This window comes from Pseudomonas sp. ICBG1301, from assembly GCF_016918385.1.
In the GTDB taxonomy this organism is placed as follows: Bacteria; Pseudomonadota; Gammaproteobacteria; order Pseudomonadales; family Pseudomonadaceae; genus Aquipseudomonas; species Aquipseudomonas palleroniana.
The window spans coordinates 263282-276332 of the sequence record NZ_JAEKGB010000003.1; the positions used below are offsets into that span (position 1 = coordinate 263282).

A 13051-nucleotide genomic window follows, 5' to 3' on the forward strand; every position below is an offset into this window, starting at 1 on the left:
CGACTCGCGTTAAACTGCGCGGGTTTTTAAGCCCCCCATTCTTCGGAGCCTTCCATGTCCCGCGTTACCTTGAGTCGCTATTTGATCGAGCAGACCCGCAGCAACAACACGCCTGCCGATCTGCGCTTCCTTATCGAAGTGGTGGCGCGTGCTTGCAAGGAGATCAGCCACGCCGTTTCCAAGGGCGCACTGGGTGGTGTCCTGGGCAGCATGGGCACTGAAAACGTCCAGGGCGAAGTGCAGAAGAAACTCGACGTACTGTCCAACGAGATCCTGCTCGAAGCCAACGAATGGGGCGGTCACCTGGCCGGCATGGCGTCCGAAGAAATGGACAATGCCTACCAGATCCCGGGCAAATACCCGAAAGGCGCGTACCTGTTGGTATTCGACCCACTGGACGGTTCGTCCAACATCGACATCAACGCTCCGGTCGGCACCATCTTCTCGGTACTGCGTTGCCCGAATGAATACCTGAGCCAGAACGAAGCCCTGAACGAAAAGGCTTTCCTGCAGCCAGGCACCGAGCAGGTCGCTGCCGGCTACGCGATCTATGGCCCGCAGACCATGCTGGTGCTGACCTTGGGCGACGGCGTCAAAGGTTTCACCCTGGACCGCGAAATGGGCAGCTTCGTACTGACCCACGAAGACATCTCCATCCCTGCGTCCACCCAGGAATTCGCCATCAACATGTCCAACCAGCGCCACTGGGAAGCTCCGGTGCAGCGTTATGTGAACGAGTTGATGGAAGGCGAAGAAGGCCCGTTGAAGAAGAACTTCAACATGCGTTGGGTCGCTGCGATGGTGGCAGACGTGCACCGTATCCTGACCCGTGGTGGCCTGTTCATGTACCCACGTGACAGCCGCGAACCCTCCAAGCCGGGCAAACTGCGCCTGATGTACGAGGCCAACCCGATGTCCTTCCTGGTTGAGCAGGCGGGCGGTGCGTCTACCGACGGCCACCAGCGTATCCTCGACATCCAGCCTGAAGGCCTGCATCAGCGCGTGGCGGTATTCCTGGGTTCGAAGGAAGAAGTTGAGCGTGTGACGGCTTACCACAAGCAGTAAGTTGCAGCGACCGGTTATCCGCGTTGTTGTGAGCCGGATCACCCTTGAAGAAGCCCCGAAACGTTTCAGCGTTTCGGGGCTTTTTTTGTTTTTGCCTATCGGGAACCAGACACCTGTTTTCCCTTCTAAGCTTCTGGCAGATACCCCAGCTGCTTTGTCTCTCCAGGAGCTTTTCCATGTTTCTACGCCGTCTCGCCTTGTTGGCTTTTTGCGTGCTCTTAGCCGCTTGCAGCAAGGTCACTCAAGAAAACTACGCGAAGCTGTCGGCCGGCATGGCCAAGGCCGAGGTTGAGTCGTTGCTGGGCAAGCCGACCGATTGCTCCGGTGCGCTGGGTATGTCCAGTTGCACGTGGGGTGATAAAAACAGCTTTATCAGCGTGCAGTACGCCGGTGACAAAGTTCTGATGTTTTCCGGGCAAGGCCTGAAGTAAACCGGGGCGCGAGCCTGCGGGAGAAGAAGAATGATGCGTTTTGTTTTATGCCTTTGCGCCAGCCTGTTTTTGGCGGGCTGTGCCAGCCATTCTGGCGACGATCTGCAACCCAAGACCGCGAGCAACGTCAATCTCAAGCGTTACCAGGGCACCTGGTATGAGTTGGCCCGATTGCCGATGTACTTCCAGCGCAACTGCGCACAGTCCGAAGCCCGCTACACCCTGCTGCCGGATGGTGACATGTCGGTGTTCAACCGCTGCCTGACGAGCGAGTGGAAGTGGGAAGAAGCCAAGGGCACGGCCACGCCGCAAGTGCCGGGCAAGACCGACAAGCTCTGGGTCGAATTCAATAACTGGTTCACGTCGCTGCTGCCGGGCGTCGCCAAGGGCGACTATTGGGTGCTGTACGTCAGCGATGACTACAAGACGGCCATCGTCGGCAGCCCGAGCCGGCGTTACATGTGGATCTTGTCACGCACGCCGACGGTGAGTGCCGACACCCGCGAAGACTTGCTGAGCAGGGCGCGCCAGCAGGGGTATGACACCACGCGGTTGATCTGGCGTACGTCAGACAAACAGATGGCCAAGACCTCGCAATAAACCTGAGAGTGTCGCTAAACAAAATGTGGGAGCGGGCTTGCTCGCGAATACGGTGTATCAGTATCAGATGTTCTGACTGAACCACAGCATTCGCGAGCAAGCCCGCTCCCACATTTGTCATATGTTGCCAGTTAGCTCAGTAAATCCTTCAAGACTTGCGTGAACGCCCGGCTGCTTTCTTCCTCGCCGGCATGATGACCATCGCGCACTACCCACTTGCCGTTCACCAGCACATCCCGCACCTGTCGATCACCACCGGCAAACAACCAGCGGTTGAGAATGCCGTCGTCTACCGCAGTCGCCAGATACGGATCACTGCCGTCCAGCACAATCCAATCCGCACGCTTGCTCACTTCCAGGCGACCAATCGGCTGCCCCAGCGCCTGGGTGCCGCCATCCAATGCCGCATCAAACAGGGTGCGGCCAACCATCGGCTGATCACTGCGGTACAAGCGGTTACGCCGCTGGTCACGCAGGCGTTGACCATATTCCAGCCAACGCAACTCTTCCACCACGCTCAGCGAGACATGGCTGTCGGAACCGATGCCCATGCGCCCGCCCTGGGCGAGGAAATCTACGGCTGGGAAAATGCCGTCACCCAGGTTGGCTTCAGTCGTCAGGCACAAACCGGCAATTGCGCGGCTCTGTGCCATGCGTTTCACTTCGTCGGCATCCGCATGAGTGGCGTGCACCAGGCACCAGCGCTCATCGACCTCGACGTTGTCATACAGCCACTGGAGTGGGCGCTTGCCGCTCCAGGCCAGGCAGTCGTCGACTTCTTTCTGCTGTTCGGCGATATGAATATGCACCGGGCAGGTCTTGTCGCTGGCGGCCAGGACAGCACTGATCTGCTGTGGTGTGACGGCACGCAGGGAGTGAAAGCATAGGCCCAGCGCCTGCGCCGGTTGCGTTGCAAGAATCGGTTTGAGCCGCGCCTGCAGGTCGAGGTAATTTTCGGTGCTGTTGATAAAGCGTCGCTGGCCGTCATTCGGTGCCTGGCCGCCAAAGCCTGCGTGTGTGTACAGCACCGGCAGCAACGTCAGGCCGATGCCGCTGCTCGCTGCCGCCTGGCTGATCTGCCGCGAAAGCTCCGTGCGGTCGGCGTATGGCTGGCCGCTGGCGTCATGGTGCACATAATGAAACTCGGCCACCGAGGTGTAACCGGCCTTGAGCATTTCGATGTACAGCTGGCGGGCGATAACGTGCAGTTGGTCCGGGTTGATCTTGCCGACCATGCGGTACATCAAGTCACGCCAGGTCCAGAAACTGTCATTCGGGTTGCCTGCCACTTCCGCCAAGCCGGCCATCGCGCGCTGAAACGCATGGGAGTGCAGATTCGGCATACCGGCCAGCATCGGGCCTCTCAGCCGTTCGGCAGCGTCCGCACTGGCATTGACCTCAACTTTCGTCAGCAGCCCATCGGCGCCGACTTCAAGACGTACATCATTGGCCCATCCATTAGGCAGCAGCGCGCGTTCGGCAAAGAAAGCGGACATGATCAAGGCACCCCGGTCGTGTGTTTATTTGTATATACATATACAGACGTTTGCCTGCTCGGTAAACTCCGGCAATCTATGCATCTTTTCCCCCTGCAAGGATTCCCTGTGCCGACTCCGCCCGCCAACTCTTCGCTGGCTGCCCACATGGACGAAAGTCCGGCGCCCTTGTATGCCCGCGTCAAACAGATGATCAGCCAGCAAATCCTCACCGGCAACTGGCCGCCGCATTACCGTGTGCCCTCGGAGAGTGAACTGGTCAGCGAGCTGGGCTTCAGCCGCATGACCATCAACCGCGCCCTGCGTGAACTGACCGCCGAAGGTTTGCTGGTACGCATGCAAGGCGTCGGCACTTTCGTTGCCGAGCCCAAGAGCCAGTCGGCGCTGTTTGAAGTGCACAACATTGCCGATGAAATCGCCTCGCGTGGTCATCGGCACACGTGCAAGGTCATCCACCTGGGCGAAGAAGCGGCCGGCTCCGAACGCGCCGTCGCCCTGGAAATGCGCGAAGGCGGGCGGGTGTTCCACTCGCTGATCGTGCATTTCGAAAACGATATTCCCGTGCAAATCGAAGACCGTTTCGTCAACGCCCTGGTCGCACCGGAATACCTGCAACAGGATTTCACCCTGCAAACGCCCTACGCGTATTTGAACCAGGTCGCGCCGCTCACCGAGGGCGAGCACGTGGTCGAGGCGATCCTCGCTGACGCCGAGGAGTGCAAGCTGTTGCAGATCGAACCGAGCGAGCCGTGCCTGTTGATTCGCAGGCGTACCTGGTCGGGCCGTCAGCCGGTAACGGCGGCGCGGTTGATCCACCCCGGTTCCCGTCACAGCCTGGAAGGACGTTTCAGCAAATGAGTGCAGTGAAAGTCTGGCGCGCCACCGATTACGTGCGCATGCCGTGGAAAAACGGCGGTGGCAGCACCGAAGAAATCACCCGCGACTCAGGCATTGGCCTGGAGGGTTTTGGCTGGCGCCTGTCGATTGCCGATATCGGCGAATCCGGTGGCTTCTCAACCTTCGCCGGCTACCAGCGCGTGATCACGGTGATCAAAGGTGCAGGCATGGTGCTGACGGTGGATGGTGAAGAGCAGCGCGGGTTGTTGCCGTTGCAGCCGTTCGCGTTCAAGGGTGAAAGCGAGGTGTCATGCCGCCTGATCACCGGGCCCATCCGTGATTTCAACCTGATCTATTCGCCGCAGCGTTACCACGCACGGTTGCAGTGGGTGGATGGCGTGCAACGTTTTTTCAGTACGGCGCAGACGGTGTTGGTGTTCAGCGTCGCCGATGAGGTGAAGGTGCTGGACCAGACGCTGGGCCATCACGATTGCCTGCAAATCGACGGTAACACCGGCCTGCTGGATATCGCTGTAACAGGCCGCTGCTGTCTGATCGAACTGACGCCACTCGGTTAAAACTGTGGGAGGGGGCTTGCTCCCGATAGCGGTGGATCAGTCAGTTCATCTGTAGCTGACCCACTGCAATCGGGGGCAAGCCCCCTCCCACATTTGTTTCCCATTGCTCTCAAGATCTGTTTCCAACCCGCGCACCAGTTTGTTACCGAACGCCCCAGCGTGGCGCAAAGCCACGCCGTCGTGACAAACCCCCCTCCCTGTAAAACGTCGTCGTAAGAAATTTCACCATGTCTCGAAGCCTTGATTTTCAAGGCTTGCGCACGCCTTCAAAAAAACCTGCAGCGCATCTTCAAAAAGTTGGCCGCTTGATTGCATATGCTTGTATGTACAAGTAAAGATGTGTGCGTAAGACTCTCCTTCGCACCATCCCAGTTCGCGCATCATGCCGAGGAGTCCAGTCGTGACCGATTTTTCTAAAGCCAAGCCTACAAAATACCGTGACGTCGAAATCCGCGCGGCCCGCGGTAACACACTCACCGCCAAAAGCTGGCTGACAGAAGCGCCACTGCGCATGCTGATGAACAACCTCGACCCACAAGTGGCCGAAAACCCGAAAGAATTGGTGGTGTACGGCGGCATCGGTCGTGCGGCGCGCAACTGGGAATGCTACGACCAGATCGTCGAGAGCCTTACTCAACTCAATGACGATGAGACCCTGCTGGTGCAATCCGGCAAGCCGGTCGGCGTGTTCAAGACCCACAGCAATGCCCCGCGTGTGCTGATCGCCAACTCCAACCTGGTGCCGCACTGGGCCAGTTGGGAACACTTCAACGAACTGGATGCCAAGGGCCTGGCCATGTATGGCCAGATGACCGCCGGCAGCTGGATCTACATCGGCAGCCAGGGCATCGTCCAGGGCACCTACGAAACCTTCGTCGAAGCCGGTCGCCAGCACTACAACAGCGACCTTACCGGCCGCTGGGTTCTCACCGCCGGCCTTGGCGGCATGGGCGGCGCGCAACCCCTGGCTGCCACCTTGGCCGGCGCATGCTCGCTGAACATTGAATGCCAGCAGGTCAGCATCGACTTCCGCCTCAACAGCCGTTATGTCGACGAGCAGGCCACCGACCTCGACGACGCCCTGGCCCGCATCGCCAAATACACCAAGGAAGGCAAGGCCATCTCTATCGCCTTGCTGGGTAACGCTGCGGAAATCCTGCCGGAGCTGGTCAAGCGTGGCGTGCGCCCGGATATGGTCACCGACCAGACCAGCGCCCACGACCCACTCAACGGCTACCTGCCGGCCGGCTGGACCTGGGACGAATACCGCGCCCGCGCCAAGACCGAACCGGCTGCCGTGATCAAGGCCGCCAAGCAGTCGATGGCCGTGCATGTCAAAGCCATGCTGGAATTCCAGAAGCAAGGCATCCCGACGTTCGACTACGGTAACAACATCCGCCAGATGGCCCAGGAAGAAGGCGTGGAAAACGCATTCGACTTCCCAGGTTTCGTACCGGCCTACATTCGCCCATTGTTCTGCCGTGGTATCGGCCCGTTCCGTTGGGCGGCGCTGTCCGGCGACCCGCAAGACATTTACAAGACCGACGCCAAAGTCAAAGAGCTGATCCCGGACGATTCCCACCTGCACAACTGGCTGGACATGGCCCGCGAGCGCATCAGCTTCCAGGGCTTGCCGGCACGTATCTGCTGGGTTGGCCTGGGCCAGCGCGCCAAGCTGGGCCTGGCGTTCAACGAAATGGTGCGCCGCGGCGAGCTGTCGGCCCCGGTGGTGATCGGCCGTGACCATCTGGACTCCGGCTCGGTATCCAGCCCGAACCGCGAGACCGAATCGATGCAGGATGGGTCCGACGCCGTTTCCGACTGGCCGCTGCTCAACGCCTTGCTCAACACCGCCAGCGGCGCGACGTGGGTTTCGCTGCACCACGGCGGCGGCGTGGGCATGGGCTTCTCCCAGCACTCCGGCATGGTGATCGTCTGCGACGGTACCGATGAAGCGGCCGAGCGCATTGCTCGCGTGCTGCACAACGACCCGGCAACCGGCGTGATGCGTCACGCGGATGCCGGTTACCAGATCGCGATCGACTGCGCCAAGGAACAGGGCCTCAATCTCCCGATGATCAAATAACCCCATTTGACGGGCAATGAACCAGAAAACAATCCATCAGAGGTTGAACACACATGGCTGCAAATGACGCACGTGCAAGCACCACCCCGTTGATCGAAAGGCGTTCGATCGACTACATCCCGGAAGCGGAAAGACACGGTCGTCTATTTAGCCAGTTCACCCTGTGGATGGGTGCCAACCTGCAAATCACCGCGATTGTCACCGGGGCCCTGGCCGTGGTGCTGGGCGGTGATGTGTTCTGGTCGTTGATCGGTCTGTTGATCGGCCAACTGATCGGCGGGGGCGTCATGGCGTTGCATGCGGCGCAGGGGCCCAAGCTTGGCCTGCCGCAGATGATCTCCAGCCGGGTGCAGTTCGGCGTGTATGGCGCAGCCATCCCGATCGTGCTGGTCTGTCTGATGTACCTCGGCTTCACCGCCACCGGGACGGTGTTGTCCGGTCAGGCGCTGGGTCAGTTGTTCGGGGTCAGCGACAGCGTCGGCATCCTGCTCTTTGCCAGTGTCATCGTGCTGGTCACGGTCCTGGGTTACCGCGTGATCCACTTCATCGGCCGTGTCGCCAGCGTGATTGGGGTGATCGCCTTTGTGTACCTGTTCAGTCGCCTGATGAGCCAGACCGACATTGGCGCTCTGCTGCAGATCCGCCACTTCAGCTGGAGCAGTTTTCTGCTGGCGGTGTCGCTCGCGGCCTCCTGGCAGATCGCCTTCGGCCCTTACGTGGCGGACTACTCGCGTTATCTGCCGAGCAAGACGTCATCGGTGAAAACCTTTTTCGCCGCCGGCGCAGGTTCTGTCGTCGGCGCACAGGTGGCGATGATCCTCGGCGTGTTCGCGGCAGCCATGTCCAATGGGCAGTTCGCCGGTCACGAAGTGGCCTACATCGTTGGCTTGAGCGGTACGGGGGCCACCGCTGCGTTGCTGTATTTCAGCATCGCGTTCGGCAAGGTCACCATTTCTACGCTGAACTCCTACGGCAGTTTCATGTGCATTGCGACCATCATCAGCGGCTTTCGCGGTCGCCTGGAGGTCACGCGCCTGCAGCGCCTGGTGTTCGTGCTGATCATTGTCGGCACCGCAACCCTGATCGCGTTGCTCGGCCAGCATTCGTTCCTCGGTGCGTTCAAGTCTTTCATCCTGTTCCTGCTGGCGTTCTTTACGCCCTGGAGTGCGATCAACCTGGTGGACTACTACTGCATTACCCGCGAGCGCTATGACGTGCCGGCGCTGGCCGACCCGAACGGTCGTTACGGTCGCTGGAACCTGCTCGGTATCAGCGTCTATGTCTTCGGCGTGCTGGTGCAGTTGCCGTTTATCTCCACCAAGTTCTACACCGGTCCCCTGGTCGCCGCCCTGGGTGACGTGGACATTTCCTGGATCATCGGCTTGGTACTGCCGGCGGCCCTGTATTACGTGTGTGCGAAAAAATGGCACGGCACGGTACCCGACCACCTGATCCTGCCGGTAGAGCAGGGCGCTACACCAACAACGACAAACGGGCTGGCTGCACAAGCCTGATGGGACGTGGACAGGGCAGGATGCCTACTGACTGCCGTAATCCATTTCAAGTTTGGGAGCGTTACAACAATGAAAATGAATAAGACCCTGCTGGCCAGCGTGCTCTGTGCCGGTTTACTCGCCAGCGCTGGTGCCCAGGCAGCAGGTTGGTGCGAATCCGGTAAACCGGTGAAGTTTGCCGGCCTGAACTGGGAAAGCGGCATGTTGCTCACCGACATCCTGCAAACCGTGCTTGAAAAAGGCTACGGCTGCAAAACCGACAGCCTGCCGGGCAACTCCATCACCATGGAAAACGCCCTGAGCAGCAATGACATCCAAGTGTTTGCCGAAGAGTGGGTCGGCCGCAGCGAAGTCTGGAACAAAGCCGAGAAGGCCGGCAAAGTCGTCGGCGTCGGTGCGCCTGTGGTCGGCGCTATCGAAGGCTGGTACGTGCCGCGCTACGTGATCGAAGGCGACGCCAAGCGCAAGCTGGAACCCAAGGCGCCGGGCCTGAAGAACATCGCCGACCTCGCCCAATACGCCTCGGTCTTCAAGGACCCGGAAGAGCCGTCCAAAGGCCGTTTCTATAACTGCCCGGCCGGTTGGACCTGTGAGCTGGACAACAGCGAAATGCTCAAAAGCTACGGCCTGGAAAGCACCTACACCAACTTCCGTCCGGGCACTGGCCCCGCGCTGGATGCGGCGGTGCTGTCGAGCTACAAGCGTGGCGAGCCGATCCTGTTCTACTACTGGTCGCCGACGCCGCTGATGGGCCAGGTCGACCTGGTCAAGCTGGAAGAAAAACCGGGTGTGGATAAAAGCGTGAGCATCAAGGTCGGCTTGTCCAAGACCTTCCACGAGCAGGCGCCGGAACTGGTGGCCGTGCTGGAGAAGGTCAACCTGCCGATCGACTTGCTGAACCAGAACCTGGGCCGCATGGCCAAAGAGCGAATTGACTCGCCAAAACTGGCGAAACTGTTCCTCAAGGAACATCCTGAAGTCTGGCACGCATGGGTGAGCGACGACGCAGCCAAGAAAATCGACGCGGCCTTGTAGGTCAAGCGCACCCGGCTACCCTGAGGGGCAAGCCGGGCGCCTGCCCGCAACCCACTGGACCGAGAGCACGCTATGTTTCCTGAGAGTTTTACGTTTTCCATTGCCGACTGGGTCAACGGTTGGGTGGACTCGCTCGTCACCAACTACGGCGATGTGTTCCGGCACATTTCCGACACCCTGCTATGGGCCATCGTCAACCTGGAAGGCTTGCTGCGCGCAGCCCCCTGGTGGCTGATGCTGGTCATCGTCGGAGGCGTCGCCTGGCACGCCACCCGCAAAGTGGTCACCACTGCCGTCATCGTTGGCCTGCTGTTCCTGGTGGGCGCGGTTGGCCTGTGGGACAAACTGATGCAAACCCTGGCGCTGATGATGGTCGCCACGGTGATTTCGGTGCTGATTGGCATTCCCTTGGGCATTCTGTCGGCGCGCAGCAACCGCTTGCGTTCGGTATTGATGCCGTTGCTGGACATCATGCAGACCATGCCCAGCTTCGTGTACCTGATCCCGGTGCTGATGTTGTTCGGCCTGGGCAAGGTGCCGGCGATCTTCGCCACGGTGATCTACGCCGCACCGCCGCTGATTCGTCTCACCGACCTGGGGATTCGCCAGGTCGACGGCGAAGTCATGGAGGCCATCAACGCGTTTGGTGCCAACCGCTGGCAACAACTGTTCGGTGTGCAACTGCCGCTGGCCCTGCCGAGCATCATGGCCGGGATCAACCAGACCACCATGATGGCGTTGTCCATGGTGGTGATCGCTTCGATGATCGGCGCCCGTGGCTTGGGTGAAGATGTGCTGGTCGGCATCCAGACTCTCAACGTCGGCCGTGGCCTTGAAGCGGGCCTCGCGATCGTGATTCTTGCAGTGGTCATTGACCGCATTACCCAGGCCTATGGTCGTCCACGGCATGAGGCGAGCAAATGACTACCGTCAGCAAAATCGAAGTTAAAAACGTCTTCAAGATTTTCGGCAACCGCGCCCAGGAAGCCCTGGCGCTGGTGGGCCAGGGCAAGACCAAGGACCAGGTGCTGGCCGAGACCGGTTGTGTGGTCGGCGTGAACGATTTGTCCCTGAGCATCGGCACCGGCGAGATCTTCGTGATCATGGGCCTGTCCGGCTCCGGCAAGTCCACGCTGGTACGCCACTTCAACCGCCTGATCGACCCTACCAGCGGCGCGATCCTGGTGGACGGCGAAGACATACTGCAACTGGACATGGAGGCCCTGCGCCAATTCCGTCGACACAAGATCAGCATGGTCTTCCAAAGCTTCGGCCTGCTGCCCCACAAGAGTGTGCTCGACAATGTCGCCTACGGCCTGAAAGTGCGCGGCGAAAGCAAGCAGGTCTGCGCTGAACGTGCCCAACACTGGGTCGAAACCGTGGGCCTCAAAGGCTACGAAAAAAAATATCCGCACCAGCTCTCCGGTGGCATGCGCCAGCGCGTGGGCCTGGCGCGTGCGTTGGCGGCCGACACCGACATCATCCTGATGGACGAAGCCTTCAGCGCCCTCGACCCGCTGATCCGCGCCGAAATGCAGGACCAATTGCTGGAACTGCAGAAGACCCTGCACAAAACCATCGTGTTCATCACCCATGATCTCGATGAGGCCGTGCGCATCGGCAACCGCATTGCGATCCTCAAGGACGGCAAGCTGATCCAGGTCGGAACGCCACGGGAGATCCTGCATGCACCGGCGGACGAGTATGTGGACCGGTTTGTTCAGCGGCGGGCGGCGGTGGTCTGAAGGGCGCCATCGGGAGCAAGCCCCCTCCCACACTTACTGTGCTCACAAGTTTAGCTGTGTGAATGCAGACAAATGTGGGAGGGGGCTTGCCCCCGATAGGGCCGGCAAAGCTGTATAAAAATTCAAGAAGGTATGAAGATGTCCCAGCCTGCAAAAATCATCATCGCCGACGCCCCGCTGCGTTGGCAGGACTTGGTCGCCGTGGCCCGGCACGGCGCGGTACTCGAACTTTCGGGGCAGGCCTGGGCGCGGATCGACAATGCCCAGGCCATCGTGCAGCGCATCGTCACCAGCGGTGAGCGCGCCTATGGCGTGAACACCGGCCTGGGCGCGCTGTGCAATGTGTCGCTCAAGGGTGAGCAACTCAGCCAACTGTCGCGCAATACGCTGTTGAGCCATGCCTGTGGCGTGGGCCCGGTGCTGAGTGACGAACAGACCCGCGCAATCATTTGCGCGGCCGTGATCAATTACAGCCATGGCAAATCCGGCCTGCACCCGCAGGTGGTGCATTCGCTGCTGGCGCTGCTCAACCACGGCATCACGCCGCAAGTACCGTCCCAGGGCTCGGTGGGCTACCTGACCCACATGGCCCATGTCGGCGTGGCCTTGCTGGGGGTTGGCAACGTGAGCTATCGCGGTCGGATCGTCACGGCGCAACAGGCCCTGGACGCGGAAGGTCTGCAGCCGGTGGCGCTTGGCGCCAAGGACGGCTTGTGCCTGGTCAACGGCACGCCGTGCATGACCGGCCTGAGCTGCCTGGCCCTGGCCGATACCCATCACCTGCTGCAATGGGCCGATGTGATCGGGGCCATGAGCTTCGAGGCCCAGCGCGGGCAAATGGATGCGTTCGACGAAGCAATCATCGCGCTTAAACCGCACCCCGGCATGCAACAGGTCGGCATCAACCTGCGCGCCTTGCTCGACGGCAGCGAGGTGATCGCCAGCAGCAAAGGCCTCCGCACCCAGGACGCGCTGAGCATCCGTTCGATCCCGCAGATCCACGGTGCGGCGCGTGATCAAGTGGAACACGCTACCCGCCAGATCGAGACCGAACTCAACAGTGCCACTGACAACCCGTTGCTGCTCGGCACGCCGGACCACTACCGCGTGGTGTCCCAGGCCAATCCTCACGGCCAGTCCGTCGCCTTGGCGGCCGACCTGCTGGCGATTGCCATGGCCGAAATCGGCTCGGTGGCCGAACGTCGCCTGGACCGCCTGATCAACCCTCATGTCAGCGGGTTGCCGGCATTCCTGGTCAGCAACCCCGGCGTCAACTCCGGGATGATGATCGTGCAGTACGTGGCCGCTTCCCTGTGCGGGCAGAACCGTCAGTTGGCGCAACCGGCGGTGCTCGACAATTTCGTCACTTCGGGCCTGCAGGAAGACCACCTGAGCATGGGCACCAACGCTGCGCTCAAACTGCATCAGCTATTGGCCAACGTCACCCAGATCCTGGCCATCGAGTACCTGCTGGCGGCCCAGGCATTTGAATTCCTCAAAGATCAGCGCTTCGGCGCAGGCACCGACAAAGCCTGGCGTTTGCTGCGTGAAGTGGTCCCCGCGTACGAGCAGGACCGCTGGCTGGCGCCGGATATTGCAGCCGCCGCCCAGTTGCTCAAAGACACTGCACTACCGAATTTGCACTGAACCCCTATCCCGTATTC

12 protein-coding genes are annotated in these 13051 nt (G+C 60.5%); 11 read left to right on the forward strand and 1 reads right to left on the reverse strand.

The genetic code is table 11. The features are described 5' to 3' along the window. Positions 1 to 54 precede the first annotated feature (54 nt). From JBE38_RS08430 to JBE38_RS08440, 3 genes are all read left to right on the forward strand, one after another. On the forward strand, positions 55 to 1065 hold the full coding sequence (locus JBE38_RS08430; RefSeq protein ID WP_060754592.1) for a class 1 fructose-bisphosphatase: 1011 nt from the start codon (positions 55 to 57) through the stop codon (positions 1063 to 1065). A gap of 176 nt (positions 1066 to 1241) precedes the next feature. Next, complete coding sequence (locus JBE38_RS08435; protein WP_126870644.1) at positions 1242 to 1496, forward strand: hypothetical protein; 255 nt, start codon at positions 1242 to 1244, stop codon at positions 1494 to 1496. A 30-nt stretch (positions 1497 to 1526) separates the two neighbouring features. After that, the gene (locus JBE38_RS08440) at positions 1527 to 2096 is read left to right on the forward strand and encodes a lipocalin family protein (RefSeq protein WP_060754590.1); all 570 of its coding nucleotides are present in this window, start codon (positions 1527 to 1529) and stop codon (positions 2094 to 2096) included. A gap of 131 nt (positions 2097 to 2227) precedes the next feature. On the opposite strand, the gene JBE38_RS08445 is transcribed toward JBE38_RS08440, so the two are convergent. Further along, the gene (locus JBE38_RS08445; protein WP_205344117.1) at positions 2228 to 3592 is read right to left on the reverse strand and encodes a formimidoylglutamate deiminase; all 1365 of its coding nucleotides are present in this window, start codon (positions 3590 to 3592) and stop codon (positions 2228 to 2230) included. 147 nt (positions 3593 to 3739) lie between these two features. Between JBE38_RS08445 and hutC the strand changes: the two genes are divergently transcribed. The 8 genes from hutC to JBE38_RS08485 all read left to right on the forward strand — a co-directional run bounded on the left by hutC (position 3740) and on the right by JBE38_RS08485 (position 13034). After that, on the forward strand, positions 3740 to 4450 hold the full coding sequence (gene hutC / locus JBE38_RS08450) for a histidine utilization repressor (RefSeq protein WP_235594029.1): 711 nt from the start codon (positions 3740 to 3742) through the stop codon (positions 4448 to 4450). Continuing rightward, positions 4447 to 5007 (forward strand): HutD/Ves family protein, encoded by a 561-nt coding sequence (locus tag JBE38_RS08455; RefSeq protein WP_090367346.1) that lies wholly within the window; start codon positions 4447 to 4449, stop codon positions 5005 to 5007. The genes hutC and JBE38_RS08455 overlap by 4 nt, the downstream gene beginning before the upstream one ends. Before the next feature lie 382 nt (positions 5008 to 5389). Next, entirely contained in the window at positions 5390 to 7093 is a 1704-nt protein-coding gene (gene hutU / locus JBE38_RS08460; RefSeq protein ID WP_205344118.1) for a urocanate hydratase, read from the forward strand. A gap of 53 nt (positions 7094 to 7146) precedes the next feature. Next, positions 7147 to 8607, forward strand: a complete 1461-nt coding sequence (locus JBE38_RS08465) for a purine-cytosine permease family protein (RefSeq protein WP_205344119.1) — start codon at positions 7147 to 7149, stop codon at positions 8605 to 8607. Positions 8608 to 8676: 69 nt separating this feature from the next. After that, positions 8677 to 9642, forward strand: a complete 966-nt coding sequence (locus JBE38_RS08470) for an ABC transporter substrate-binding protein (RefSeq protein ID WP_060754584.1) — start codon at positions 8677 to 8679, stop codon at positions 9640 to 9642. Between the two features lie 72 nt (positions 9643 to 9714). Further along, on the forward strand, positions 9715 to 10566 hold the full coding sequence (locus JBE38_RS08475) for an ABC transporter permease (RefSeq protein WP_060754583.1): 852 nt from the start codon (positions 9715 to 9717) through the stop codon (positions 10564 to 10566). Continuing rightward, the gene (locus tag JBE38_RS08480) at positions 10563 to 11387 is read left to right on the forward strand and encodes a quaternary amine ABC transporter ATP-binding protein (RefSeq protein ID WP_205344120.1); all 825 of its coding nucleotides are present in this window, start codon (positions 10563 to 10565) and stop codon (positions 11385 to 11387) included. Before JBE38_RS08475 ends, JBE38_RS08480 begins: the two co-directional genes overlap by 4 nt. A gap of 138 nt (positions 11388 to 11525) precedes the next feature. Then, positions 11526 to 13034 (forward strand): HAL/PAL/TAL family ammonia-lyase, encoded by a 1509-nt coding sequence (locus JBE38_RS08485; protein WP_205344121.1) that lies wholly within the window; start codon positions 11526 to 11528, stop codon positions 13032 to 13034. Positions 13035 to 13051 lie beyond the last annotated feature (17 nt).

Excerpts from the sequence above, each read along its gene's own strand:
- JBE38_RS08485 (WP_205344121.1), top strand. The coding sequence starts at position 11,526 with ATGTCCCAGCCTGCAAAAATCATCATCGCCGACGCCCCGCTGCGTTGG.
- JBE38_RS08430 (WP_060754592.1), top strand. The coding sequence starts at position 55 with ATGTCCCGCGTTACCTTGAGTCGCTATTTGATCGAGCAGACCCGCAGC.
- JBE38_RS08435 (WP_126870644.1), top strand. The coding sequence starts at position 1,242 with ATGTTTCTACGCCGTCTCGCCTTGTTGGCTTTTTGCGTGCTCTTAGCC.
- JBE38_RS08440 (WP_060754590.1), top strand. The coding sequence starts at position 1,527 with ATGATGCGTTTTGTTTTATGCCTTTGCGCCAGCCTGTTTTTGGCGGGC.
- JBE38_RS08470 (WP_060754584.1), top strand. The coding sequence starts at position 8,677 with ATGAAAATGAATAAGACCCTGCTGGCCAGCGTGCTCTGTGCCGGTTTA.
- JBE38_RS08455 (WP_090367346.1), top strand. The coding sequence starts at position 4,447 with ATGAGTGCAGTGAAAGTCTGGCGCGCCACCGATTACGTGCGCATGCCG.
- JBE38_RS08445 (WP_205344117.1), bottom strand. The coding sequence starts at position 3,592 with ATGTCCGCTTTCTTTGCCGAACGCGCGCTGCTGCCTAATGGATGGGCC.
- JBE38_RS08475 (WP_060754583.1), top strand. The coding sequence starts at position 9,715 with ATGTTTCCTGAGAGTTTTACGTTTTCCATTGCCGACTGGGTCAACGGT.
- hutC (WP_235594029.1), top strand. The coding sequence starts at position 3,740 with ATGGACGAAAGTCCGGCGCCCTTGTATGCCCGCGTCAAACAGATGATC.
- hutU (WP_205344118.1), top strand. The coding sequence starts at position 5,390 with ATGCCGAGGAGTCCAGTCGTGACCGATTTTTCTAAAGCCAAGCCTACA.
- JBE38_RS08465 (WP_205344119.1), top strand. The coding sequence starts at position 7,147 with ATGGCTGCAAATGACGCACGTGCAAGCACCACCCCGTTGATCGAAAGG.
- JBE38_RS08480 (WP_205344120.1), top strand. The coding sequence starts at position 10,563 with ATGACTACCGTCAGCAAAATCGAAGTTAAAAACGTCTTCAAGATTTTC.